General features: G+C 66.1%; 19 protein-coding genes. 12 read left to right on the top strand and 7 right to left on the bottom strand.

The window, feature by feature from the left end; translation table 11 throughout:
* Positions 1–12 precede the first annotated feature (12 nt).
* The 5 genes from xdhB to ACZY0R_RS21055 all read left to right on the top strand — a co-directional run bounded on the left by xdhB (position 13) and on the right by ACZY0R_RS21055 (position 7,193).
* The gene (xdhB, locus tag ACZY0R_RS21075; protein WP_488860950.1) at positions 13–2,376 is read left to right on the top strand and encodes a xanthine dehydrogenase molybdopterin binding subunit; all 2,364 of its coding nucleotides are present in this window, start codon (positions 13–15) and stop codon (positions 2,374–2,376) included.
* A 69-nt stretch (positions 2,377–2,445) separates the two neighbouring features.
* A complete protein-coding gene (xdhC, locus tag ACZY0R_RS21070; protein ID WP_488860948.1) occupies positions 2,446–3,480 on the top strand; it encodes a xanthine dehydrogenase accessory protein XdhC in 1,035 nt (344 codons plus the stop codon).
* The gene (locus ACZY0R_RS21065) at positions 3,477–4,523 is read left to right on the top strand and encodes an adenosine deaminase (protein ID WP_035859510.1); all 1,047 of its coding nucleotides are present in this window, start codon (positions 3,477–3,479) and stop codon (positions 4,521–4,523) included. The genes xdhC and ACZY0R_RS21065 overlap by 4 nt, the downstream gene beginning before the upstream one ends.
* Before the next feature lie 62 nt (positions 4,524–4,585).
* The gene (guaD, locus tag ACZY0R_RS21060; protein ID WP_488860946.1) at positions 4,586–5,917 is read left to right on the top strand and encodes a guanine deaminase; all 1,332 of its coding nucleotides are present in this window, start codon (positions 4,586–4,588) and stop codon (positions 5,915–5,917) included.
* A 175-nt stretch (positions 5,918–6,092) separates the two neighbouring features.
* Complete coding sequence (locus ACZY0R_RS21055; RefSeq protein WP_488860944.1) at positions 6,093–7,193, top strand: fatty acid desaturase; 1,101 nt, start codon at positions 6,093–6,095, stop codon at positions 7,191–7,193.
* 27 nt (positions 7,194–7,220) lie between these two features.
* On the opposite strand, the gene ACZY0R_RS21050 is transcribed toward ACZY0R_RS21055, so the two are convergent.
* Entirely contained in the window at positions 7,221–8,078 is an 858-nt protein-coding gene (locus ACZY0R_RS21050; RefSeq protein WP_488860942.1) for an NADPH-dependent F420 reductase, read from the bottom strand.
* A 379-nt stretch (positions 8,079–8,457) separates the two neighbouring features.
* Here ACZY0R_RS21050 and ACZY0R_RS21045 point away from each other — a divergent pair, with 379 nt between their 5' ends.
* The 4 genes from ACZY0R_RS21045 (at position 8,458) to ACZY0R_RS21030 (ending at position 14,504) form a co-directional block, all read left to right on the top strand.
* Positions 8,458–10,716 carry a TonB-dependent receptor gene (locus tag ACZY0R_RS21045; protein ID WP_488860940.1) on the top strand — a complete coding sequence of 753 codons (2,259 nt, stop codon included), beginning with the start codon at positions 8,458–8,460 and terminating at the stop codon, positions 10,714–10,716.
* Positions 10,717–10,845: 129 nt separating this feature from the next.
* The gene (locus ACZY0R_RS21040; RefSeq protein WP_488860938.1) at positions 10,846–11,943 is read left to right on the top strand and encodes a beta-propeller fold lactonase family protein; all 1,098 of its coding nucleotides are present in this window, start codon (positions 10,846–10,848) and stop codon (positions 11,941–11,943) included.
* A 174-nt stretch (positions 11,944–12,117) separates the two neighbouring features.
* A complete protein-coding gene (locus ACZY0R_RS21035; protein WP_488866084.1) occupies positions 12,118–13,128 on the top strand; it encodes an amino acid ABC transporter substrate-binding protein in 1,011 nt (336 codons plus the stop codon).
* Between the two features lie 35 nt (positions 13,129–13,163).
* Positions 13,164–14,504, top strand: a complete 1,341-nt coding sequence (locus ACZY0R_RS21030; RefSeq protein ID WP_488860936.1) for an ArsB/NhaD family transporter — start codon at positions 13,164–13,166, stop codon at positions 14,502–14,504.
* A 58-nt stretch (positions 14,505–14,562) separates the two neighbouring features.
* On the opposite strand, the gene ACZY0R_RS21025 is transcribed toward ACZY0R_RS21030, so the two are convergent.
* The 5 genes from ACZY0R_RS21025 to ACZY0R_RS21005 form a co-directional block, all read right to left on the bottom strand.
* Positions 14,563–15,360: a hypothetical protein gene (locus ACZY0R_RS21025; RefSeq protein ID WP_488860934.1), complete on the bottom strand. Its 798-nt coding sequence runs from the start codon at positions 15,358–15,360 to the stop codon at positions 14,563–14,565.
* Positions 15,357–16,232 carry a DUF2092 domain-containing protein gene (locus tag ACZY0R_RS21020; RefSeq protein ID WP_488860932.1) on the bottom strand — a complete coding sequence of 292 codons (876 nt, stop codon included), beginning with the start codon at positions 16,230–16,232 and terminating at the stop codon, positions 15,357–15,359. The genes ACZY0R_RS21025 and ACZY0R_RS21020 overlap by 4 nt, the downstream gene beginning before the upstream one ends.
* 46 nt (positions 16,233–16,278) lie before the next feature.
* A complete protein-coding gene (locus ACZY0R_RS21015) occupies positions 16,279–16,575 on the bottom strand; it encodes a hypothetical protein (RefSeq protein ID WP_045238578.1) in 297 nt (98 codons plus the stop codon).
* 205 nt (positions 16,576–16,780) lie between these two features.
* The gene (locus ACZY0R_RS21010; RefSeq protein ID WP_488860930.1) at positions 16,781–17,521 is read right to left on the bottom strand and encodes an acetoacetate decarboxylase; all 741 of its coding nucleotides are present in this window, start codon (positions 17,519–17,521) and stop codon (positions 16,781–16,783) included.
* 25 nt (positions 17,522–17,546) lie between these two features.
* Positions 17,547–18,689: a patatin-like phospholipase family protein gene (locus ACZY0R_RS21005; protein ID WP_488860928.1), complete on the bottom strand. Its 1,143-nt coding sequence runs from the start codon at positions 18,687–18,689 to the stop codon at positions 17,547–17,549.
* Positions 18,690–19,371: 682 nt separating this feature from the next.
* Between ACZY0R_RS21005 and ACZY0R_RS21000 the strand changes: the two genes are divergently transcribed.
* From ACZY0R_RS21000 to ACZY0R_RS20990, 3 genes are all read left to right on the top strand, one after another.
* On the top strand, positions 19,372–20,898 hold the full coding sequence (locus tag ACZY0R_RS21000; protein ID WP_488860926.1) for a sensor histidine kinase: 1,527 nt from the start codon (positions 19,372–19,374) through the stop codon (positions 20,896–20,898).
* Positions 20,895–21,569 carry a response regulator transcription factor gene (locus tag ACZY0R_RS20995; RefSeq protein WP_488860924.1) on the top strand — a complete coding sequence of 225 codons (675 nt, stop codon included), beginning with the start codon at positions 20,895–20,897 and terminating at the stop codon, positions 21,567–21,569. Before ACZY0R_RS21000 ends, ACZY0R_RS20995 begins: the two co-directional genes overlap by 4 nt.
* Before the next feature lie 537 nt (positions 21,570–22,106).
* Positions 22,107–22,982, top strand: coding sequence for a transporter (locus ACZY0R_RS20990; RefSeq protein ID WP_045238678.1), 876 nt, complete (start codon positions 22,107–22,109; stop codon positions 22,980–22,982).
* Positions 22,983–22,999: 17 nt separating this feature from the next.
* Here the strand turns inward: ACZY0R_RS20990 and ACZY0R_RS20985 are convergent, their stop codons facing one another.
* Positions 23,000–23,761 carry a bestrophin-like domain gene (locus ACZY0R_RS20985; protein ID WP_488860922.1) on the bottom strand — a complete coding sequence of 254 codons (762 nt, stop codon included), beginning with the start codon at positions 23,759–23,761 and terminating at the stop codon, positions 23,000–23,002.
* Positions 23,762–23,998 lie beyond the last annotated feature (237 nt).

Raw genomic sequence — 23,998 nt, 5'->3', positions numbered from 1 at the left:
GGATAGATCGGCATGAACAAGCAAACCGAACCCTTCCTGCTCGACGCCGAGATCGAGGCCAAGGCCGCCGTCTCCACGCCACAAGTGGGTATTTCGCGTCCCCATGAATCCGCCCACCTGCACGTGGCCGGCACGGCCACCTATACCGACGACATTCCCGAGCTGGCCGGCACGCTGCACGCCGCGCTCGGCATGAGCACGCGCGCCCACGCCCGCATCAAGTCGATGTCGCTCGACAAGGTGCGCGCCGCGCCGGGCGTGGTGGCGGTGCTGACCGCCGAAGATATCCCCGCCGCCAACGAGTGCGGCCCGATCATCCATGACGACCCCATCCTGGCCAACGGCCTGGTGCAGTTCATCGGCCAGCCAATGTTCGTGGTGGTGGCCACCTCGCACGATGCCGCGCGCCGTGCCGCACGCCTGGGCAATGTCGAGTACGAGGACCTGGCGCCGGTGCTGTCGCCCGAGGCGGCGCACCAGGCCGGCAGCTATGTGCTGCCGCCGATGCACCTGACACGAGGCGAGCCGGCCAGCCATATCGCCGGTGCCGCGCACCGGGAGCGGGGCAATATCCGCCTGGGCGGCCAGGAGCAGTTCTACCTGGAAGGCCAGATCGCCTACGCCGCGCCGAAGGAAAACGACGGCATGCACGTGTGGTGCTCGACCCAGCATCCCACCGAAATGCAGCATGCTGTCGCGCATATGCTGGGATGGCACGCGCACCAGGTGCTGGTGGAATGCCGGCGCATGGGCGGCGGCTTCGGCGGCAAGGAATCGCAATCGGCCATGTTCGCCTGTTGCGCCGCGCTGGCCGCCTGGAAGCTGCTGTGCCCGGTCAAGCTGCGTCCGGACCGCGACGACGACATGATGATCACCGGCAAGCGCCATGACTTCGTCTTCGATTTCGAAGTCGGCCACGATGCCGAAGGCCGCATCGACGGCGTATCGGTGGAGATGGTTTCGCGCGCCGGCTTCTCGGCCGACCTGTCCGGCCCGGTGATGACCCGCGCCATCTGCCACTTCGACAACGCCTACTGGCTGCCGAATGTGCAGATCGACGGCTACTGCGGCAAGACCAATACGCAGAGCAATACCGCCTTCCGCGGCTTCGGCGGCCCGCAAGGCGCCTTTGCCATCGAATACATCCTGGACAATGTGGCGCGCACCGTGGGCCGCGATTCGCTCGACGTGCGCCGCGCCAACCTGTACGGCAAGACCGAGCGCAATATCACGCCTTACGGCCAGACCGTGGAAGACAACGTCATCCACGAACTGCTCGACGAGCTGGAGGCCAGCAGCGCCTACCGCGAGCGCCGCGAGGCAACGCGCTCATTCAACGCCGGCAGCCCGGTGCTGAAGAAAGGCATTGCCATCACCCCGGTGAAGTTCGGCATCTCCTTCAATGTGGCCCACTTCAACCAGGCCGGCGCGCTGGTGCACGTGTACAACGACGGCTCGGTACTGGTGAACCACGGCGGCACGGAAATGGGCCAGGGCCTGAACACCAAGGTGGCGATGGTGGTGGCGCACGAACTCGGCATCCGCCTGGAACGCGTGCGCGTCACCGCCACGGATACGAGCAAGGTGGCCAACACCTCGGCCACCGCCGCCTCCACCGGCACCGACCTGAACGGCAAGGCCGCGCAGGACGCGGCGCGGCAGATCCGCGAGCGGCTTGCTGCCTTTGCCGCGCGCCAGGCTGGCGTGGACGCGGACAGCGTGCAGTTCGGCGACGACCTGGTGGTGGCGGGCGAACTGCGCCTTGACTTCAGCGACCTGGCACGCCAGGCCTACGTGTCGCGCGTGCAATTGTGGTCCGATGGTTTCTACACCACGCCCAAGCTGTACTGGGACCAGTCCAGGCTGCAGGGCCGGCCCTTCTACTACTACGCCTATGGCGCGGCCTGTTCCGAAGTGCTGGTGGACACGCTCACCGGCGAATGGCGCCTGTTGCGCGCGGACGTGCTGCACGATGCCGGCCGCTCCCTCAACCCGGCCATCGATATCGGCCAGGTCGAAGGTGGCTTTATCCAGGGCATGGGCTGGCTGACCACCGAGGAATTGTGGTGGAACAAGGATGGCAAGCTGATGACGCATGCGCCTTCGACTTACAAGATCCCGACCGTCAACGACTGCCCGGAAGCGTTCACCGTGCGGCTGTTCGAGAACGACAACGCGGAAGACAGCATCCATCGCTCGAAGGCGGTGGGCGAGCCGCCGCTGTTGCTGCCGTTCTCGGTGTTCTTCGCGATTCGCGATGCGGTGGCCAGCATCGGGGATTACAAGGTGAACCCGCCGCTGGTGGCGCCTGCGACGAGCGAGGCGATCCTGGATGCGGTGGATGCGGTGCGGGTGGCTGCGCCGGTGGTGCAGTGAGCCGCACCCTCTAGCACTGTAACGAAGTAGCAAGCCTCACCCAAAGCATCAACCTAAAAAGGCATCACCATGCAGGACGCGCCCCTCAAACCCTTCCGCTTCGCCGACGCCACCCGCCTGGTGCGCGCCGGCGTGCCGGTGGCGATGGTCACCATCGCCGAAGTAAGAGGCTCGGCCCCGCGCGAGGCGGGCGTGCGCATGCTGGTGACCGCCGACGATCTGGTGGGCACCATCGGCGGCGGCCATCTGGAGTGGCGCGGCATGGAGATCGCGCGCACCATGCTGGCCGAACGCGATGCGACGCGGCAGACCGTGCGCATCCCCCTGGGCCCGGCCCTGGGCCAATGCTGCGGCGGCGTGGTCCAGCTCGCCTTCGAGGTGCTGGGCGAGGCCGACCTGCCCTGGCTCGATGCGGTGCAGGCCGCCTTCTCCGCCGGGCGCGCACTCACGCGCACCGTGCCGGCGGCCGGTCCGGTGCGGCACGCGGCGACGCAGGCGGTCACGCCCTCGGTGAGCTTGCAAAAGGATGGCTCCTGGACCGACGTCATGGTGCCCGATGAACTGCAGGTGGTGCTGTTCGGCGCCGGCCACGTCGGCCATGCGCTGGTCAAGGTGCTGGCCAACCTGCCGTGCCGGGTGCACTGGGTGGATGAGCGCGACACCTTGTTCCCGCCGGGCCTGCCCGACAACGTCACCCCGGAAGCCACGGATATCCCCGAAGCGGTGGTCGACCATGCCCCGGCCGGCAGCTATTTCCTGGTGATGACGCACAGCCACGCCCTGGACCAGACGCTGTGCGAGCGGATCTTGCGGCGCAATGACTTTGCCTATTTCGGCCTGATCGGTTCCAAGACCAAGCGCGCGCGCTTCGAGCATCGCATGGCGGAGCACGGGATTGACCCTGCCCGCTTTGCGGAAATGACGTGCCCGATGGGCGTCTCCGGCATCACGGACAAGGCTCCGGCTATGATTGCGGTTGCCATCGTCGCCCAGCTGCTGCAGGTTCGCGACCAGCGTCTCGCCCATCTGGGCGCGCTGAGCGCCAACCGCGGCGGCCAGGCGGCGAACACGACGCAAACCAAGACCGCAAAAGGAACCCCATGACGCTCGATGCCGCGCTCGCAGACCGTATCCGCCTGACGCCCAAGGCAGAACTGCACGTCCATATCGAAGGCACGCTCGAGCCCGAGCTGATCTTCCGGCTGGCCCAGCACAACAAGGTCAAGCTGCCGTATGCCAGCGTGGAAGCCCTGCGCGAAGCCTACGCCTTCACCGACCTGCAATCCTTCCTGGACATTTACTACGCCGGCGCCAGCGTGCTGCTGACCGAGGACGATTTTTTCGACATGACGATGGCCTACGTGCAGCGCGCCGTAGCCGACAACGTGCGCCACGCCGAGATCTTCTTCGACCCGCAGACCCACACCGCGCGCGGTGTGCCCATCGGCGTGGTGATCGACGGCATCTCCGACGCGCTGGCCCAGGCCCGCACCCAGTTCGATTTCTCCAGCAGCCTGATCCTCTGCTTCCTGCGCCACCTGTCCGAGGAAGACGCCTTCGCCACGCTGGAAGCGGCGCTGCCCTACCGTGACCGCTTCGTCGGCGTGGGCCTGGATTCCTCCGAGCAGGGCAACCCGCCGGAGAAATTCGCCCGCGTCTTCGCCCGCGCCCGCGAGCTGGGCCTGCGGCTGGTGGCGCACGCCGGCGAGGAAGGCCCGGCGCAGTATGTCACGGACGCGCTCGACATCCTCAAGGTGGAACGCATCGACCACGGCGTGCGCGCCATCGACGACCCCGCCCTGGTGGAGCGGCTGGCGCGCGAGCGCGTGGCGCTGACGGTGTGCCCGCTGTCCAACCAGAAGCTCAAGGTCTATCCCGACCTGCGCGACCACTCGCTGCACCGCCTGCTGGAAGCCGGCGTGCTGGTCACGCTGCACTCCGACGATCCCGCCTATTTCGGCGGCTATATGAACGCCAACTGGGAAGCCACCTTCGAAGCCCTGCCGCTGACCGCGGACGACGGCCACAAGCTGGCGCGCAATAGTTTCGAGGCGTCCTTCCTGCCCGCCACGCAGAAGGCCGCCTTCCTCGCCGAAGTCGACCACTTCTGGCAATCCCCCCTGCCCGCGACGGCCTCCACGGCCTGAGCGCGGCTCACACCAAGATGCCGGCGCGCCACGCGCGCGCCGGCGCATGACGAGACATCGCTATGACGACCACGCCCCCCACCCCGTCCATCACCCGCGCCATCCGTGGCCGCGTGCTGCACTTCCTGCGCGATCCGCAGTTTCATGACGACGCGTATCAGTATTGGGAAGACGGGGTGCTGGTCGTCACCGCCGGGCATGTCGCCGCGGTCGGCGACTACACCGAGCTGGCCGCGCAGATCCCGGCCGGCGCCGAGGTGATCGACCGCCGCGGCAAGCTGATCGTGCCCGGTTTTATCGACACCCACGTGCATTACCCGCAGACCGACATCATCGCCTCGCCCTCGCCCGGCCTGCTGCACTGGCTGGAGACCTACACCTTCCCCGAGGAGCGCCGCTTCGCCGAGCCGGAATACGCGGCGGCGGTGGCGGGCTTCTTTGCCGACGAGCTGCTGCGCAACGGCACCACCAGCGCCGTGGCCTGGAGCACCGTGCACACGGCCTCGGCCGACGCGCTGTTCGCCGAAGCGGACCGGCGCAACCTGCGCCTGGTGACCGGCAAGGTGTTGATGGACCGCAACTGCCCCGAATTCCTGCGCGACACCGCCGAGTCCGGCGCGCGCGATTCGGCCGACCTGATCTCGCGCTGGCACGGCAAGAATCGCCTGTCGTACGCGATCACGCCGCGCTTCGCGCCGACCTCCAGCGAGGCGCAGCTGGCTGCCTGCGGCGAACTGGCCAAGGCCTATCCCGACGCCTATATCCAGACCCATGTGGCGGAAAACCGCGACGAAGTGAAGTGGGTGGCCGAGCTGTTCCCGCAAGCGCGCAGCTATCTCGATATCTACGATCACTACGGCCTGCTGCGTCCGGGTGCGCTCTACGGCCACGCCATCTACCTCGACCAGGACGACCGCAAGCGTTTGGCCGACAGTGGCGCCGCGGTGGCGCACTGCCCCACCTCCAACCTGTTCCTGGGCAGCGGCTTCTATGACTTCCACCAGTCCGACGCCCATCGCCTCAACGTGACGCTGGCCACCGACGTGGGCGGCGGCACCTCGTTCTCGATGCTGCGCACCATGAATGCCGCGCACAAGGTGGCACGCATGGGCGGCTATCACCTCACCGCGCTGCGCATGTTCTACCTGGCCACCCGCGCCGCCGCCGACGCGCTGGGCTGGAGCGAGCGCGTGGGCAGCTTCACGCCGGGCTGCGAGGCCGACTTCATCGTGCTCGATCCGCAGGCCACGCCGCTGATCGCCCGCCGCAGCGAGCGCTCGGAGACGCTGGAAGAGCAACTGTTCGCCTTCGCCATGCTGGGCGACGACCGTGTGATCGATGAGGTCTATGTCATGGGCGAGCCGGCAAGCGTGCCGGCCTCCGCAGCGCGTTAATCATCACTTTTCACCGGGCAGCACCGGGTCCTGGCCACGCCGGCTTGACCCGGATCAACACCCCTGTCACGCAATCCTTCTAAGCTGTCACACCGTCGGCCCCTGTGGCCGTGCATCGCCAGTCCCGGGCACAGCCAGGTGCCCGACCCCGCGTTCGACAACTGAAGGTTTTTGAATGATTGCCACGCAGCAAGCCCCCTTTCCGGAGCCGATTTCCCCTGAAGCGCCCCTGCCCTCGCGCAAGATCATCCGCGGCTGGCTGATCCCGCTGGGCCAGCGCAGCACCCCGCGCGCGCTGGCGCTGTTCGCGCTGGATACGGCGCTGTTCGTGGCCGCGCTGGCCGGGGTGGTGATGTTCTCTCACTGGCTCGCCAAGCTGGCGGCGGGCGTGCTGACCGGCATCATCATCGCCCGCCTGTTCATCATCGGCCACGATGCCTGCCACCAGAGCCTGACGCCCCGGCGCGGCCTCAACAAATGGCTGGGGCGGCTGACCTTCCTGCCGTCGCTCACGCCCTACAGCCTGTGGGAAGTCGGCCATAACGTGGTCCACCACGGCTACTCCAACCTCAAGGGCTTCGACTTCGTCTGGGCACCCTACTCGCTCGAGGAATTCCAGGCGCTGCCGCGCTGGCGCCGCGCGCTGGAGCGCGTCTACCGCAACGGCTTCGGCGCGGGCCTGTACTACCTGGTCGAGATCTGGTGGTTCAAGATGTTCTTCCCCAGCCGCCGCCAGATGCCTACGCGCCGTGCTGTCTTCATGTGGGACTGCACGCTGGTGGCCCTCTTCGGCGCCGCCTGGATCGGCGCGCTGGCCTGGCTGGCGGTGGCCAGCGGCCAGTCGGTCGCGCTGCTGGTTGGCCTGGGCTTCGTCGTGCCCTTCCTGGTATGGAATTTCACCGTGGGCTTCGTGCTCTACGTGCACCACACCCATACCAGCGTGGCCTGGTACGAGACCAAGGCCATGTGGGCACGCGCCCAGCCTTTCGTCTCCACCACCGTTCACCTGCGCTTCCGCTACGGCATCGGCGCGGCGCTGCATCACATCATGGAGCACACCGCCCATCACGTGGACATGAGCGTGCCGCTGTACCGCCTCAAGCGCGCGCAAACGCTGCTCGAACACGCGCTGCCGGGCCGCATCATCATCCAGAACTTCACCTGGCGCTGGTACTTCCATACCGCCCGCCGCTGCAAGCTGTACGACTTCAAGGCGCTGTGCTGGACGGACTTCAGGGGCCGGCAGACGAGCGCCAACGCGCCCGTGCCCGCGTAAGCGCCGCGCCCCGGCCAGACGCAGGGGCTACTTCGGCTGCGCGGCCGCCTTGCCGCTGACCTCCGCCATGCGCGCCCGCATGGCATCGGCCGAACCGATCTGGTGGAACAGCGGGCCGCCCGGCGCAAAGCTGTCGGCCGTCGCCAGCCGCCCGATCACCACCGGTTCAAAGCCTGCATCCCGCACCAGTTGCTCGCCAACGCGCAGCGCGGCGGGATCGTCGGCCGCGATCGGCACGGCAATCAGCCCCTCGGCGCGGTGATGCTCGCTCGCGAATTTGGTGGCGCCCATGAAGTTGAAGGCACGAACGATGCGCGCGCCGCGCAGGTACTTTGCGGTGGTAATACCGATGCCCTTGCGCGCCGCTTCTTCTGCGATGGCGCCATCGCGCGCCCGGATGGCATTGGTCGCATCCACCACGATCTTGCCGGCAAAGGCCTTGCCATGCTCGGCAGCGATATCGGGCAAGGCCTTGTATGGAACGGCCAGGAAAATCACCTTGGAAAAGGCCAGCGCGTCGGCCACCGTGCCCGCGCGGGCGAGCGGGCCGAGCTTGTTGACGAGCGACTTGAGCTCTTCCGGATGACGCGAGGAGAACAGCACAGGATGTCCCGCGCGCACCCACAAGCCGCCGACCGTTCCTCCGATACGGCCGGAGCCAATCACACCGATGGGAATCGGGCCGCCATCCCGGCTCGCCTGCGCGCGCAAGCGCGCGGGCAACACGCCCAGCGCGAGCAGGACAAAACCGAGGCTGCCGCTTAGCAAGCGGCGGCGCCGGTCAACCGTGCCGGCCTGACCGGCGCAAGCCACGGCGACGGCCCCGGCGAAGCCGGTGCGATCCGCACGGCCAGGCCTGAAGGCGGGATGATCGGGAAACGGCATGGCGAACTCCTCGATCCGGTGAGGATCACGATGCTGCGACACAGCAAAACGGAGCGCCACGCCTTTCGGAAATCCCGGTGCGTGGCGAAGCGCTCTCGGGGGCACCTTCAAACTCTAGGCGAAAAATGCAGCGCCCGTGACAATCCGCCTGCGCGACAGCCGGTTCGATTTGGCATGCGCCGGGCCGTGCACTACAGTAAGTATCACTTGCATCACCCTGGAAGGCGCCGGCGTGCGCGATGCCTTGGTGACCGTGCGCCTGAGTCCATGCGCTTGCGTCCTTGTCCCCACGGAGAAGGTAATGCTCCCCGCCCTCCCCCGACCGCGCAGCCCAGGCCTGGCGCACGCAGCGCGGCGAACGGCGGCGAGGTGCGCACTGATGGCGCTGGCCGCGGGCGCTCCGGTGGTTCTGGCCGCCGAAACGCCGCGGGACGTGCCCGCCGACGAGGTGCACAACCTCAAGGAAGTCACCGTGGTCGCGCCCGCGCCGCTGCCCTCGTTCTCCATCCCGCGCGAGGCGTTTCCCGGCAATGTGCAGACCGCCACGGATGCCGACATGGAGCGCGCCAAATCCGGCAACCTGTCCTCGTTCCTCGGCGAGAACATGGAGAGCGTCGTGATCAACGATGTGCAAGGCAACCCGTACCTGAAGGACATCCTCTACCGCGGCTATCGGCTCTCCTCCACCCTTGGCGCGGGCCAGGGCCTGGCGCTCTACCTCGACGGCGTACGCCAGAATTCGGCGCTGGGCGACGTGGTCGACTGGACCGCGATCCCCGAGGCCGCCATCAGCACCATTACGCTGGTGCCGGGCAGCAATCCCCTGTACGGACTCAACGCGCTCGGCGGCGCGCTGGCGCTGACCACCAAGTCCGGCGAGACACACCCCGGGGTGGAAGCCGACCTGAGCGTCGGCAGCCACGGCCGCGCGCGGCTGGATGTCAGCGCCGGGCAGATGCTGGGCGACGGCTGGCACGCCTTCGTCGCGGGCACGGGGTTCCGGGAGGACGGATGGCGCGAACTTTCCGGCAGCTGGCTGGGCAATCTCTTCGCCAAGGTAGGCCGCTCCACCACGGACACGCAATGGAGCGTGGGCCTGCTTGGCAGCACCAGCAGCCTGTCCGGCAACGGCTTGCTGCCGGACAGCATCTATGGCGTCCAGCGCAATGCCATCTACACCGCGCCGGACATCACGCGCACACGCTCGTTCCAGGCGACGCTGAACGGCGCACACCAGTTCAATGCCGAAGACCAGCTGGCACTGACCGCCTATCTGCGCGTGGGGCGCTCGCAGGCAACCACGGGCGACGTCAGCGGCGCCTACCTGGACCGCCTGCTCGACTGCCAGGGCAACGCCGGCGACGACGGGTGCCAGCCCGGCAATGCGCCTGCCAACGCCGTGTTCAATACCTCGACCGTCAACACGCATGACTACGGCCTGTCCGCGCAGTGGTCGCATACCGGCGACATCCACAGCGCGGTACTGGGCGCCGCGGCCGCGCTGAGCCGCGCCGCATACCGCCAGGACACACAACCGGCCACATTCAACGCAGATCGCGTGGCGGTGGCGGACCCTGCTTCCTTGCCCGCCACCGCGGCCTCGCTCGATGGCCGTACCACCACCTTCAGCCTGTATGCATCGGACACCATCAAGCTGTTGCCGCACAGCTATCTCACCGCGAGCGCACGCTGGAACACTTCGCGCACGCGCACCGAGATGACCTTGCCGAATGCCTCCGACGAGAGCTTCACGTTCTCGCGGCTCAACCCTGCGCTCGGCCTCTCGCATCAGTTGCTGAGCGGCCTCACCGTTTTCGCCTCTGCCTCGCAGGGCACGCGCATGCCCACCGCCATCGAGCTTGGCTGCGCCGACCCAGCCAATGCCTGCCAGTTGCCCACCGGCCTGCAGGCCGACCCTTACCTGCGGCAGGTGGTGTCGCGCACGTACGAATTCGGCGGCCGCTGGAAAGCCGCCGATGCCACCGACCTGACGCTGGCGCTGTACCGCAGCGACAACCGCGACGACATCCTGTTCGAGCGCTCGCCGGTCAGCCCGCTCGGCTTCTTCACGAACTTTCCCAAGACCCGCAGCCAGGGCCTGGAACTCGGCCTGCGCCAGCGCCTTGGCCGTCTGACGCTGCGCGCCAGCTACAGCTACCTGCAAGCCACCTACCAGGCCGACGGCCAGATCCAGACGCCGTTCGCGGCGCCCGTCAATGTGCGCCCCGGCACCCGCATGGCCGGCGTGCCGCTGCACAGTTTCAAGCTCGGCGTGGACTGGCGGGCAACGGACTCCGTCACGCTCGGCGGTTCCATGATCGTTTCGTCCTCGCGGCCCGTTGCCGGCAACGAAGACAGTGCATTGACCGCGCAGGATCCGCGTCTCGCCAGTACCGCCGGCTTCGCCCTGTTCAACCTGCGCGCGAGCTGGCAGGTCGACCCGCGCTGGCAACTCTATGCGCGGGTCGACAATGTATTCGACCGCCGCTATGAAACCTATGGACAAGCTGGCCTCAGTGTATTTCCCGGCGGCACGCTGCTGCAGCCCGGCGCGTCGGTGCCGACCGAGCGCTTCGTCGCGCCGGGCGCGCCGCGGCAGTTCCTGGTGGGAGTGCGCTACGAATGGGATGGGCGTTAGCGGCTACGGGCGCACCGAAAGTCCTTGGCGGCGGCCACACCCTCGCCAAGAATAAAGCGACGCATGGTTGCCATCCCTGGATGGCATGAAGCCGGCCGTCACGGCAAGCAACGCAATCGGGAGACGCGCATGGCCACGGAAAAGGGATATCGCAGGCCGGGCCGGACCACGCTGGCGCTGTGTGCCGCGCTCGCCTGCGCCGCGTGCGCGTGGCGCGCACAGACGCCCGTCCCCCAGCCCCTCACGGCCTATGTATCCAGCGAGACCGGCGGCATCGCGGTGATTGACCTCGGCCGGCTCGAAATCACGCGCACCCTGGACACCGGCGGCAAGGGTCCGCGCGGCATCGGCATCAGCGCGGATGGCCGCTACCTGCTGGCCGCCAACAAGGGCACCAGCGACCTTTCCGTCATCGACACGAGCGACGGCCAGCTGCTCAGGCGCATACCGATCGGCAAGAACCCGGAATTCGTGCGCGTGTCCGGCGGGCAGGCCTTCGTCACCTACGAGCCCGGCGAGCGCAACGGGCCACCCGGAGCGGAACCCGCGCCGGAAGCCGGCAAGCCAGCCAAGGCCGGCGACGACGCCCCGGTCCCGGCGGAAATCGCGGTGATCGATCTCAAGGACTGGCGCGTCACGCGCGCCATCCCCAGCGGGCTGGAAACCGAAGGCATCGAGTTTTCGCCGGACGCTCGCCTGCTGCTGGTCACCAACGAGGGCGACGACACCGTCTCGGTCTACGAGCGCGCCAGCGGCCGCCGCCTCAATCTGCTCAAGACCCCGCCGGGATCGCGGCCGCGCGGCATCAAGGTGAGCCCGGATGGGCGGCGCTATATCGTCACGCTCGAATCGGCGAACGCATTCCTGGTGCTCGACGCGGCCGACTACCGCATCCTGCGCACGGTGCCGACGCGCGCCGGGCCCTACGGGGTCGCATTCGACCGCGCCGGCGAACGCCTGTTCGTCGCGGCCTCGCGTGCCGACACCATCCAGGTCTTCGATGCGGGCAGCTATGAAAATATCGCCAACATCGCTACGGGCAAGCGCTGCTGGCACTTCAGCTTCACCCCCGACGACGCGCGGCTGCTGATTGCCTGCGGCCGCTCGAACGCGGTCTATGTGGTGGACGCGCGCAGTTACCAGCCGCTGCGGGAAATCGCCGGCGTCGCGCTGAGCTGGGGCATCGTCACTTACCCGAAAAGCCCCGGGACGCTGGATGCGCCATGAACGCCGTGGCACACGATTTCTCATCGCGCCAGCGTCCGTCGATCGCCCGCATATAGGCCAAAAGGCCAATTGACGCACCAGGGAATCGCGGACAAAGTGAATCAGTCTGGAGCGCAATTCCATGTCGAGACTGGCTCAGGGGCCCGCATGACCCTCCTTTGGCGCGTCGTCAGAATGCTCTTGCCTGGTACGCTTCCGTGGCTCATGGCCGCCGCGTTGCCGGCGCATGCCGCGGACGGCGATACGCTTGCGCAGGCCAGGGCGCGCGGCACGCTGCGCTGCGGCGTCAGCGAGGGCATTGCGGGGTTCTCGGCGAAGGACGCCTCGGGCCGCTGGTCAGGCATCGACGTCGATTTCTGCCGCGCCGTAGCGGCTGCGGCCCTGGGCCATGCCGACAAGGTGACATTCGTTCCGCTGAAGGCTTCAGGCAGGTTCCCGGCACTGCGCACAGGCGTGGTGGACCTGCTCAGCCGCAACACCACGTGGACCCTGGCTCGCGAGAGCACGCTGCGCGTGCAGTTCGCCGGCATACTTTATTACGACGGCCAGGCGTTCATGGTGCCCAGGCAAAACGGGCCCAGGTCAATTGCGGGACTTGATCACGCCACCGTCTGCGTCGAAAAGGGTACGTCCAGCGAAGACCATCTGGCGACCTACTTCGCAGCGAATCGCCTGACCGTGAAACCATTCGTCGTGGACTCCGCAACGGAAGTGGCCGACGCCTTTTTCTCGGGGCGCTGCAGCGCCTACACCGCGGACGCCTCCCACCTTGCGGCCGCGCGCCTGCGCATCCGGGACGGCTCGCAAGCCTATGTCATCCTGCCCGAGCGGATATCGAAGGAACCGCACGGTCCGGTCGTGCGCAACGACGACCAGCGCTGGCTGACGCTCGTCCGTTGGGTACTCTTCTCGCTCATTGCCGCGGAAGAAGCCGGGATCACGCAAGCCAGCGCGGGCGAACGCATGCGGGATCCGGCGGTGGCCCGCGCATTCGAAGCCGGCGCGGACGCCAGCCAGGCGCTCGGCGTCGAGCCCGGCTGGTCCGCGCGCGCGGTGCAGAGCGTGGGCAACTACGGAGAAATGTTCGATCGCAATCTCGGCGCGCAAAGCCCGCTCAGTCTCGAGCGCGGACTTAACCGGCTCTGGACGCAGGGCGGCCTGATGTACGCGCCACCGGTGCGATAGGCCTTATCGATGCAACTGGCAGCGGAGGCCGCCGCATGAGCGAACTGCAGATCTACATCGTCCTTGGCGTATTCGGGGCCGTGATTCTCACCATCGCCTTCAACCTGCTGGACATGGCGGTGGCTGCCCTGGTCGGCGTGTGCATCCTGATCTCCCTGGGGATCCTGAACGAGCAGGATCTGCTGAGCGCCACCCGCACCTCCGGCGGCCCCATCAGTCTGCTGTTCGGTGGCATGGTGGTGGCGCGCATCCTTTCCACCACCGGTCTCTTCGACCGCATCGGCGACCTGTACCTGAGCGCCACGGGCGGAAGCGGCAGACGGTTCCTGCTGCTACTGATCGCGCTGGTCGCGCCCCTGTGCGCCTTCCTGCCGAACGCGACCACGGTCATCCTGATCGCACCCGTCATCATCCGGGTTGCCATCGCCCTGGAAGTGGACTTTGTCGGACCGATGGTGCTGACCGCCATCGTGAGCAATTCCGCCGGCCTGCTGACGCTGGTGGGAGACCCGGCGACATTTCTCGTGGGCAGTTCGATCGGCATGACGTTTGGCGAGTACCTCCACCGTGTGAGCCTGGGCGGCGTCATCGCCTTGCTCGTCATCGTCCCGCTATTGCCGCTCCTGATGCCGGACCTGTGGCGCCTGCGGCGTCCGTTGCCGCCGCGCGCGCAGTCGCGCAAGCTCGAGCGGCCCATCTACGCGGCGCTCTCGCTCGCCGTCCTGTTGACAATGGTGGCGCTGTTCGTTTTCGGCGAGTACCTGCCCACGCGGCTCGTGCCGCCCACGGTCGCGCTGATCGCCAGCGCCCTCGCCCTGCTGGTCGGATATGAAGCCCGCTTCGAGCCGACCGACAGCGTGCTGCGGGACGTCGACTGGAAAACCCTGTTGTTCCTTGGGTGCATCTTCTGCCTGGTGCAAGCGGTGACCAAGACGGGACTGATCCAGGTCATGGCGCTGAAGCTCCAGGATTCGTTCGGCACCCAGCTCACGCTCGTTGCACTAGTGATGATTGCAACAATCGGGGTGCTTTCAAGCCTGCTGGCCAACGTTCCCGTGGCGGCGGCGTCGATCCTGATGGTCAAGGGCTACCTGGTCGCGGCGGAAGTGGTGCCCGACGCAGCGCTTGCGGAGCAGTTCACCCAGTGGCCAGCGGCCGCGATTCCGGTGTTCGTCGGGATGATGTTCGGCGCAACGCTCGGCGGCAACGCCACCCTCATCGGCGCATCGGCCAACATCGTGGCCGCCGGCATTTGCGCGCGCGAGGGCAAGCCGGTCACGTTCGCCAGATATATGCGCTATGGACTGCCGATCACCGTGGCCCAGCTGGCGGCGTCGGCGGTCTATGTCATCGTGCTAGCGCGGTTGATGCGCTGACGATGCGATGCGGGTATTCCGATACTCAACGGATACGCAGTGGATATCCAGCCGATGCTCAGGCAGGCGTCGGCACCACGCGGTAGTAGACGCCGTTAGCACCGTAGGAGGGCTTGAACCACGTGTTGCCGCACAAATAGTAAGTGCCACCCCGAACGGTGGGCGTGATGCAGCCCGCTGGCAGCGTCGGGTAGATCGCCCCCATCGCAAACGCCGTACTGGCCGGGGCTGCGGCGGCCGTCGCGCCGGCGACCACACCGGCGTTATAGGCATTGGATGTCGCCGCGGCCGTATTGGCCGATGCCACGGCCGCCCCTGCCGCCACGCCGACCACCGCGCCCGCCGCGGCGGCCCCTGCGGTGGACCAGCCGCCGCAGTTGTAGCACCCGGACCCGTAGTTGTTCACGACGACCGGCGGATGGTATGCAGGGTACGTCGCACCGTAGTAGGGGCTGTGGTACGCCGTGGCGCCCGAGGAGTTCGTATAGGTCGTATAGCCGGATCCCGTGGCGTGCGTCGCCGTGCCGCCATACGCACCGGTGGCGGTAGTGCCCTGGCCGTAGGTGTGGGTCGCGGTGCCGCCATAGCGGTTGGTGGCGGTCGTCTGCCCCGAACCTTCCGCGTGCGTGGCGGTGCCGCCGTAGCGGCCGGTTGCGGTCGTGCCCTCCCCGTAGGTGTGCGTTTCGCTGCCACCCCAGGCGTTGCTCCGGGTCGTGGAATCCGAACCTGGCGCGTGCGATGTGCTGCCTCCGCGATAGTTGGCGTGCGACCACGCCCCCACGGGACCGGCCGCGAGCGCCGGGATCAGCAACCCCAACAGATGGATCACGGCTTTCTTCATGATGCGTCTCCTCATTGCCCCTTGGCCGGCCTGGACTTCGGAGGAGCCTTCATGCCCGGCCCACCCTTTGCATCCGGCGGCTCGAACGCAATGCGCGCCGCGCCGGCCGCGCTGGCTGAAACGAAGGCGCTTGCGGGAACGGCGGCATCCAGCTCCCAGTTGGAGAGTTCCAGGACATGGCGCAAGCGGGTACGGTCATTGAGGTAAACGGCATAGATGCGGCGCGGCAGCTTGTCCTGCGTGCCGATCCAGGCTTGCACGAACACATCCCCCGTGACATACGCCACCATGTCCGTTGTCGTATTCCCGACCACGCCTGACTGACCGACATAGAACGCGGTCTTCAGTCCGTCGGCGATGTCCTTGTAGGGATCCGTGACGATCACATCGGTAAACGGGAAATAGATCGCAGCGGTATCGTAGGCCTTCTGCAGCGCGGCGTCGATGGTCGGTGGCGCGTCCGCGACGGCGACGAGGTTCTCGGCTGGCGAAAGTGCCATCATGCCCTTGCCGTCGTAGTAGAACTCCGAGGGGGGCCCGTCGCCGAGCGTGACGATCTTGAGCTTGTCCGGCCGCTGCATGATCACCTGCGATTTGGTGGAATAGACGAGCGGCGGACCGAGGCGGCTCGGACTTTCATAGGAGACGACCGCCGTGAACGCCATCGTCCTGGCAGCGGCCAGGCGGGCGCTCGCCCCTTTGAGGATGTCTACCGCGCGTGGTTCGATGCCGGCCTGGAACGTCGGCGCGGCAGCCTTGGGCACCGGCTTGGCGGCGGCCTTCGGCTTGTTCTGCGCCGGCTGGGACTGCTGTGCCATGCCGTTCGCGGACAGCAGCAGGCCCAGCACCACAAAGGTTGCGCGCAACAGCAATTTCTCGTTGATCATCGCGGTCTCGGTAGATCATTCAGTCTGGTGTAGCACCCGACGGCGATCACGGAATCATGCCGCACTCGAACATCTTGTTGACGATCGGCGCCGCCACCCTGTTGATGAACGCGTTGCGCATCTGCGGATCGTCGCGCAGCAACTGCACGGCTTCCTGCTCCTTCGCGGGCTTCGGCTGTCCCTGTTTCTGGGCTTTCTCCTGCCATAGCTGCTCGCAGGACGCGCGCTGGTACTTTTGAACGAGCTTCTCGGCGACCTCGTTCATGATCGGGTACTGAGCCCTGGCGACACCCGCAAACAGCAGCGCCGGCACCACCGCAAACCACAGCAGACGCCTGGTCATGATCTTCCTCACTTCGTCGTGTCGATGATGGTGACGAGGCAGCGAATGTGCCGGCACTATCGCTTCCGGACACGCTGCCTGACCCCGGATTCCCTCAGCACGGGTCCGCCACGACCGCACGCCAGGGAAGAGCCATTCCCTCCATAGCCTATGCAACCCGCAGGGGGGCCGATATAGGACCATGGTCCAATGCGCGCGAACGCCATCACGCGGCGAGATAATCGTGGACCACGGTGCCCAGCCCGAGCGTCAGGTCGGTCATGATATGCACACCCGAGATCACTTCGAGCACCGGCAGCGATGCAACCGGCGCGAGCGCGTGATGAAACAGCTCGAGCCCGGCCGGCCCTTCCCAGGCCCCCTTCACGGTGATGTCTTTGCAGAAGTAGCGCACCAGTTCGCAAATACGGGCGGTGCCATCCACGTGCGGAATGATCTTGAGCAGGAAGTTGGGTGCCGACAGCGACGCCAGGATCTTGTCGTGGTCAAGCGCCCTGTGCTTGTAACCCATCGTCGCCACGGCTATCGGGACCGGCCCGTAGCGCAACACGCCGCCGATCGTATCCTTCTCGATGCGTAGCTGCGGCGATGCCAGCTTCTTGGGAAAGCCCCAGATTTCGCGGCCCGCCGCGATCGGCGATCCATCGTCGAGAAACATCGCGTGCACGTAGCCGCCGGTTTCGCCGCGAAAGCGCACCGGGATCACCTGGCCGCTTTCCGTATAGTCGCCGAAGCCGGTCGAATCCGGCATCCGGATAAATTCGAACTTCACGACCGGGTCGGTCATCTCCAGCGGAGCGGGGATGACGGCAGCCAGCGCGGCAGGATCGGTCCGGTAGGTAACGATCAAAAACTCGCGATTGATAAAACGATAGGGTCCCGGCGGGAACGCGGGACTCGTGAGCGGCATCGCGAATGCGAGCCGCTTGATCTCTGCTTCGGTCATGGCGTGTGTTCCTGTTGACGGGGCGCTACGAGGTCATGTCGTAAATGCCGATCCCGCTGGTAAGCGCCAACGCTTCCTTCCACTTCGGACTGGCGACGGCGCGGCGTGCGTCCTCAAGCCCGCCGTTCCACAGGTCGGTCACCGTGGCGCGCGAGAATTCGTAGTCCTTGAAATCGGAGGATTGCGTGTTGTGCCGGTTGATGAAATGCAGCAGCGCGACGGTGCCGCGCGTGCTGATCGCCGTGAGCCGCTCCACATCCGGATCCGACTGTAGCGCCTTGGGCAATTTGTCGATGACACGGCGCAGTGCGCCGCGAAGGCCTTCGATTTCCCTGACGCGTGTCGTGTTGAAGCGCGTCTTGCTTGCATACTGGATGTCCTTGACTCGCTCCTGGACCTGCCGCAGATTCTGCGGCATCTCGCCCGCTCCGCTGAATACATCGACCTGCAAGACCAGCGCCCCCAACCGGAAGTTCTCGTCGACGATGTACCACAGCGGCGAGTTCGAAACGATGCCGCCATCCCAGTACAGCTCCCCGTCCACCTCCACTGGCGGGAATCCCGGTGGCAGCGCACCGCTCGCCATCACGTGCTCGGGCCCGATCTGCATCTGCGCGTTGTCGAAATAGACCGAGTTCCCCGAGCGCAGGTTGACCGAACCCAGCGAGAGCCGCACATCCTTGCGGTTGATCAGGTCGAAGTCGACCAGTTTCTCGAGTGTTGCCTTGAGCGGCCGTGTGTCATAGAAACTCAGGGCTTCAATGCTGCCGTCGGGTGCCAGGAAAGGCGGGGGAACCCGTGGCGTGAAGAAGCCAGGAACCCCGAACGTTACCGAGGATGCCGCGCTGAAGGCATTCAGCATCGGACGCCACGGGTCCAGGTAGGCAGGTGGAATAAATGGCGCATGCGCCGACATCCTGTCCCAGAATTCGCTCAGGCGCTCCACGCGGCGCTCCGGCGCATTGCCGGCGATCAGCGCGGCATTGATCGCCCCGATCGAAACGCCGGCAACCCAGTCAGGCATCAGGCCGCAGTCGGCGAATCCCGCGAAGATGCCCGCCTGGTACGCGCCCAGCGCGCCGCCGCCTTGCAGGACAAGAACCGTATGGTCGAACTTTCCCGCGAGCGCGGCTGCATCCGAAGGGGTCGCTTTGTTTGGCTGCGCCATGATGGTTCCCGGGGAATGGAGCCGGTGGTGAGACGTGGTGGGATCAAGGCGTGCATCACCCGCGGCGACAGCGCCGCTCTCAAGACCGTGCGCACAGCCTGGCGCCTTGGCTCCGGCACGGCTCGCCGTCGCAAATGCTGGCGCGAGAGGCTGAGAGGCGGCGCATGCCGCCTGCCAAATACCACTCAACTGGAAAAATAGTCCGCGTGCAATACGACGGCAATTGGACCTTGGTCCCATCCGACCGGGAATTCGCGCATCCGGCTGGCCTCACCCATTTGGGTAAAACCGCTTTCGTAACGTCCGCAATCGAGACTAATGCCTTTTACAAAGGGACGACAGCGCCTAAACTTTTTTTGCCCATATGCCACTTGATAACCGGTTTGCCCGGGCCGCCAGTGATGTTTCACTCACTCCGGCGCCCTGTCGCAAGCCAGTATCCGCCAGCAGAAACGGAATTGCGTCGTGTTTCAGGAACGCAATGCGCAAGAAATCAAAGAGGGGTATGGGACAGGTTCGCTTCATGGCCCAGCGGAGATGTCCGGTAACGAGCACCTTGTTGCAACGGTGCAACCGCCAGATTCGACCGCATGCGCGCTGAGTTGCTCGTCTGCTCGCCGGCTTGCCGACGGCAGCGGGTTCGCGCAGGCCGCGCGAACCACTGACAGGGGAGCACGGCGCCATGACCATCGTTCACACCGCTGCCGTCCTGGAGGCTGCACTCATCGCACTGCTGCTGATGTTGCAGTTCCGGCGCGCGCGCGACCGCCAGGCACCCGCTACCAGGGATGCGCCGATCACCCCGGGTCTCGGCGCCGCAAAGCCGCCGCACCGGCCTTTTCCTTTTACTTTTGACTTCCTGCGCGCCCGTGTCACCGGTATCGCCAACGCAACCCGGGAGCAGCAGGCCGCAGGAGCGCCCGCGGAACAGCCGTGCCCTCGCGAGGCGCCAGGATCTCGCCAGTCCTGGCGGCAGAGCTGGCGCCCCATCCGCGCGCGCCTCGCGGCCGCCGAGCGGTTCCGGCGAATCGGCGTTCACCTTGAGCCGCATGATGTCCTCACGCAAGCAAGCGGCGATCTTCCTGAAAGCTCCCGCGACGAGACATTGCGCTGCACGCTGGAACTGCTGCCGTTCGCCATACTGATGACGAATGCGCATGGCCGGATCGTGCTGGCCAATGCCGGCGTGGAAACGCTCTTCGGCTATCGCCAGGATGAGCTGATCGGCGCTAGCGTGGACGCGCTCATTCCTGGATTGCAGGGCGACCCCGATCCCACCCGCCGTGCCGACACTGTGGACGCGCCGCGGGCCCGGGCGATAGGCGCTACGCGTGACCTGTTCGCGCGGCGCAAGGATGGCACCGAATTCCCGGCGGAAATCACAGCCAATCGCGCTTCGTCCGACGGCGACCCGCTTACGCTGACAGTCATCATTGACCGGACAGAGCGGTACGAACTGCAGCGCAACAGGCAGGAGCTCGCCCACCTGACGCGCGTCTCCACGCTCGGAGAACTGGCAAGTTCGCTCGCGCACGAATTGAACCAGCCGCTCACGGCCATCCTGAGCAACGCGCAGGCAGCCCAGCGATTCATGGCGACGCAGCCGATCAATCTTGCCGAAGTGCGCGAGATCCTGCGGGACCTGGTCGAGGACAACCACCGCGCGAGTGAAGTGCTTCGCAGGATCCGTGCGCTCGTCAAGAAAGGCGAACTCGAGGCGGCGCCCCTAAGCCTTGCCCGCGTCATCGGCGACGTGGTCCTGCTGGTGCACAGCGACGCGATAGTGCGCGGCATCCGCGTGCTGCTGAACATCGATCCCGGACTGCCCCCCGTGCAGGGCGACAGCGTCCAGGTGCAACAGGTCGTGCTGAACTTGTTGCTTAACGCCTTCCACGCGACGGAGTCCCGCTCGGCCCACGATCGCGAGATCGTGGTGGACGCCGCGCTCGATGGTGCCGGCATGGTGCGCGTCTCGGTGCGCGATCGCGGGCCCGGCCTCGCCGCCGACAAGCTGGACAAGCTCTTCAAGCCGTTTTATACGTCGAAGCGCGACGGGCTCGGGCTCGGGCTCTCGATCAGCCGCACCATTGTTGAAATGCATGGGGGCCGTATCTGGGCGGAAAACAACACTGGCCGGGGCGCCACCTTCCATTTCACCTTGCCCATCTCCGCCGAGACCGAGCCAATTCACTCCGGACAACGACCATGAACCACGCCAAACCAACCGTCTTCGTGGTGGATGACGACGACGCAGTGCGCCGGGCGTTGACGCGCCTGATCCGCTCCGCAGGCTACCGGGCCGAAGGGTTCGGATCGGCGCTCGAGTTCCGTGCGTACCTCGAATGCGGTCCGCCCGCGGACTACAACGCCTGCCTGGTACTCGACGTGCAACTGCCCGACTTGAACGGACTGGAGTTTCAGCGTGAATTGCGCGGAGCGGGCATGCCGCTGTCGATCATCTTCCTCACCGGACACGGCGATATCCCGATGAGCGTCAGCGCGATGAAGGCGGGCGCGACCGACTTCCTGGTGAAGCCGGTCAGCGATACCGACCTGCTCAATGCCATCGAATCCGCATTGGGGAGCGCGTCGCAAGCGCTCGCGAGCCGCATCGAAATCGAATCGATTCAAAATCGTATCGAGCGGCTCACGCCGCGCGAGCGGGAAGTGCTGGCGCTGGTGGTCGAAGGCCGCCTGAACAAGCAAATGGCATGCGAACTGGGCACCGCCGAAAAGACCATCAAGGTCCACCGTGCCCGCGTGATGAAGAAGATGGAGGCACACTCGCTGGCGGAACTGGTGCGGGTCACCGATAAGGCCGGCATCCAGCTTCCGCCCCCTCACCTGCCCCGGAGCCCCGAGTCAGTCACGGCCGCATGACAGCACCTGCCGGGCCTGCCCCCATCCGTGAATATTCAGTTGCATCCCTGATGACGGGCAGTCTTGGCACATGTCTTCCCGCTCGGACTTGTGTATACGCCCTTGCCATTCTTGGTCTTGGCCTCTCCACCCTTGCTCGTCTCAGTCGTCGCCACGCCATTCTGATTTTTTTCGGATGCGACGGCGTTACCCGTGTTCCGGTTATACGCACCAGCCGATTCACCATTGTTGCAATCGACAACACCACGCGCGTTCGTGGTGCATTCGGCAAACGCGTTCGAACAAAGCATCACGCATGCCAACAGAGCTAGAATTCTCATGGCTACCCCTCGTTATGGCCGGCACAAACACCTCGCGCCAACTCGTCCTGTACTACAGAGTAGGCCATTTCCGGCAGCGTCCCGGGCATCCGCCAAACACATGCCGATCGATTCGTCATGCCCCCGATCCAAGTCGGCTAATGCACGCAAGGGCCGTGCGGCCTGTGCACGCTTGACGGCACACGCCGTGCGACGCCTCCGGTACGCGAGCGCCGGCATGCTCCTCATCTGGGCAGCCACCTCGCCCGCACAGGAAATGGAGCCGCGCGCCTATTCCGCCGTGCCGGTCGGAACGAACTTCCTGCTGGTCAACTATGCGCGATCGAGCGGCGAGGTACTGCTCGATCCTTCGCTGCCGGTGACCGACCTGCAAGCCACGATCAATGCCTACGCAACCGGTTACTCCCATAGCTTCGGGATTGCGGGACGGACGGCGAGCGTCGCCGTGCTGGTTCCATACGCCAACGCGAACCTGACCGGCAACGTCGAGGGCGTGCCGGGGCACGCCTACCGGTCAGGCATGGGCGACCTCAGGATGAGATTGGCCGTGATTCTCCTGGGCGGCGAGGCTCTCACGCCGGAGCAATTCGCGCGGCGCAACCCCACCGCTTCTCTCGGCGCCAGCCTGAGCGTGGTCGCGCCGACCGGACAGTACCTGCCGTCGCGGCTGGTCAACGTCGGTTCGAACCGCTGGGCATTCAAACCAGAGATCGGGCTGTCCCAGCCGATCGGCAACTGGTTCGTGGAGGGAATGGCGGGCGTGTGGTTCTTCACCGACAACAACGATTTCTTCGGCGGCCGGCGCCGCAGCCAGGATCCGCTTCCCGTACTCCAGTGGCATGGGGGCTATAACTGGCGGCCCGGGCTTTGGCTCGCTACCGACGTGACGTACTTCACGGGCGGCCGGACAAGCGTAAATGGCGTCCAGGACCAGGATTTGCAACGCAGCGTACGCTACGGCGCCACGCTGTCCGTTCCGTTTGCGGCGCAATGGTCCGCCAAGCTCGCCTGGTCGCGCGGGCTGACAGCGAGCGTCGGTGGCAACTTCCAGACCTTTTCCATCACGCTTCAATACCGGTGGTTCGACCGCTGACCTGCCGACCTGCTGAACTACCGGCCGAGATGGGCGAGCGCGTCGCGCATGGGCGCAAGCGACACGGTGACCATGCCGTTGAGCGGCGTGCTCATCTCCTCGATCAGGAAAATCGCCCCTGAAGTCGATAGCGCGCACATCATCAAGGCGGCAATGATGGTCCCGTTGCGGTCGGCGAACATGCCAAAGGTGCCGAACACGATGGAGAGCCAGAGCACCAGCACGATCAGCAGGGATATCGGGATCGTAGCCTTCGTCTGCAGCAACGCCAGCCAGCGCGCGGCAAACACGTTATCGACAATCTGGAGGGCTTGCGCCTTCAGTTGACGCTGCTGGTCATCGCGGGGCGCCAGTGCCTCCAGCACGCGCTGAAACTCTTCCAGCTTGCCGACCGCCTCGGCGTTACCCAGGCTCCTCAGCTGTGCCGCGTCTCCGGACTCGAGGATCTGGACCTTTTCCGTGTAGATGCTCTTGAGCAAGCCCCGGACCTCCCGCGCTTCCGGTCCATACTTGGCCAGTATGCGATCGAGGTGGATGACGCTGGCGGAATTCTGCACAAGCTCGGCGCTGGTGGTGTCAAACGTGCCCTTTGCCGACGATACCAGCAACCCGAGCACCAGCGCGGCCATCGTTGCGATCAGGCCGGTCGCCATTTTGACAACACTGATGGACTGATCGCTGAGGTGGTGTGGCGGCAGTACGGCGCGCGCGCCCATGCCGACCAGCGAACTGCCGAATACACACACGAACACGATCAGGGCGATGACGAGGTGGTTCATGCTTCAACCCTCCGCATGTGGTCATGAGCACGGCGCCCGTGGGTATCCACAGCGGTACCCACGGCCAGTGCGGCCCGGCGGACCTGGCCTTGCCCCCGATCCACAGGGATTCCCGCTGCCTCACACGGTACGCTCCCCGGATGGCTGGCACGACACATAGCGATGGCACGCGCGGCGACGGAGCGGCATTGGAAAAGAGGCACCCAGCCATATCTTGCTCCCCGCGCGGCATGACGC

Source organism: Cupriavidus sp. F041, assembly GCF_057814235.1.
The sequence above is the reverse complement of the archived record's forward strand: the minus strand, read 5'-3'. Positions and strand labels throughout refer to the sequence as shown.

Excerpts from the sequence above, each read along its gene's own strand:
- xdhB (WP_488860950.1), top strand. The coding sequence starts at position 13 with ATGAACAAGCAAACCGAACCCTTCCTGCTCGACGCCGAGATCGAGGCC.
- xdhC (WP_488860948.1), top strand. The coding sequence starts at position 2,446 with ATGCAGGACGCGCCCCTCAAACCCTTCCGCTTCGCCGACGCCACCCGC.
- ACZY0R_RS21065 (WP_035859510.1), top strand. The coding sequence starts at position 3,477 with ATGACGCTCGATGCCGCGCTCGCAGACCGTATCCGCCTGACGCCCAAG.
- guaD (WP_488860946.1), top strand. The coding sequence starts at position 4,586 with ATGACGACCACGCCCCCCACCCCGTCCATCACCCGCGCCATCCGTGGC.
- ACZY0R_RS21055 (WP_488860944.1), top strand. The coding sequence starts at position 6,093 with ATGATTGCCACGCAGCAAGCCCCCTTTCCGGAGCCGATTTCCCCTGAA.
- ACZY0R_RS21050 (WP_488860942.1), bottom strand. The coding sequence starts at position 8,078 with ATGCCGTTTCCCGATCATCCCGCCTTCAGGCCTGGCCGTGCGGATCGC.
- ACZY0R_RS21045 (WP_488860940.1), top strand. The coding sequence starts at position 8,458 with ATGGCGCTGGCCGCGGGCGCTCCGGTGGTTCTGGCCGCCGAAACGCCG.
- ACZY0R_RS21040 (WP_488860938.1), top strand. The coding sequence starts at position 10,846 with ATGGCCACGGAAAAGGGATATCGCAGGCCGGGCCGGACCACGCTGGCG.
- ACZY0R_RS21035 (WP_488866084.1), top strand. The coding sequence starts at position 12,118 with ATGCTCTTGCCTGGTACGCTTCCGTGGCTCATGGCCGCCGCGTTGCCG.
- ACZY0R_RS21030 (WP_488860936.1), top strand. The coding sequence starts at position 13,164 with ATGAGCGAACTGCAGATCTACATCGTCCTTGGCGTATTCGGGGCCGTG.
- ACZY0R_RS21025 (WP_488860934.1), bottom strand. The coding sequence starts at position 15,360 with ATGAGGAGACGCATCATGAAGAAAGCCGTGATCCATCTGTTGGGGTTG.
- ACZY0R_RS21020 (WP_488860932.1), bottom strand. The coding sequence starts at position 16,232 with ATGATCAACGAGAAATTGCTGTTGCGCGCAACCTTTGTGGTGCTGGGC.
- ACZY0R_RS21015 (WP_045238578.1), bottom strand. The coding sequence starts at position 16,575 with ATGACCAGGCGTCTGCTGTGGTTTGCGGTGGTGCCGGCGCTGCTGTTT.
- ACZY0R_RS21010 (WP_488860930.1), bottom strand. The coding sequence starts at position 17,521 with ATGACCGAAGCAGAGATCAAGCGGCTCGCATTCGCGATGCCGCTCACG.
- ACZY0R_RS21005 (WP_488860928.1), bottom strand. The coding sequence starts at position 18,689 with ATGGCGCAGCCAAACAAAGCGACCCCTTCGGATGCAGCCGCGCTCGCG.
- ACZY0R_RS21000 (WP_488860926.1), top strand. The coding sequence starts at position 19,372 with ATGACCATCGTTCACACCGCTGCCGTCCTGGAGGCTGCACTCATCGCA.
- ACZY0R_RS20995 (WP_488860924.1), top strand. The coding sequence starts at position 20,895 with ATGAACCACGCCAAACCAACCGTCTTCGTGGTGGATGACGACGACGCA.
- ACZY0R_RS20990 (WP_045238678.1), top strand. The coding sequence starts at position 22,107 with ATGCTCCTCATCTGGGCAGCCACCTCGCCCGCACAGGAAATGGAGCCG.
- ACZY0R_RS20985 (WP_488860922.1), bottom strand. The coding sequence starts at position 23,761 with ATGAACCACCTCGTCATCGCCCTGATCGTGTTCGTGTGTGTATTCGGC.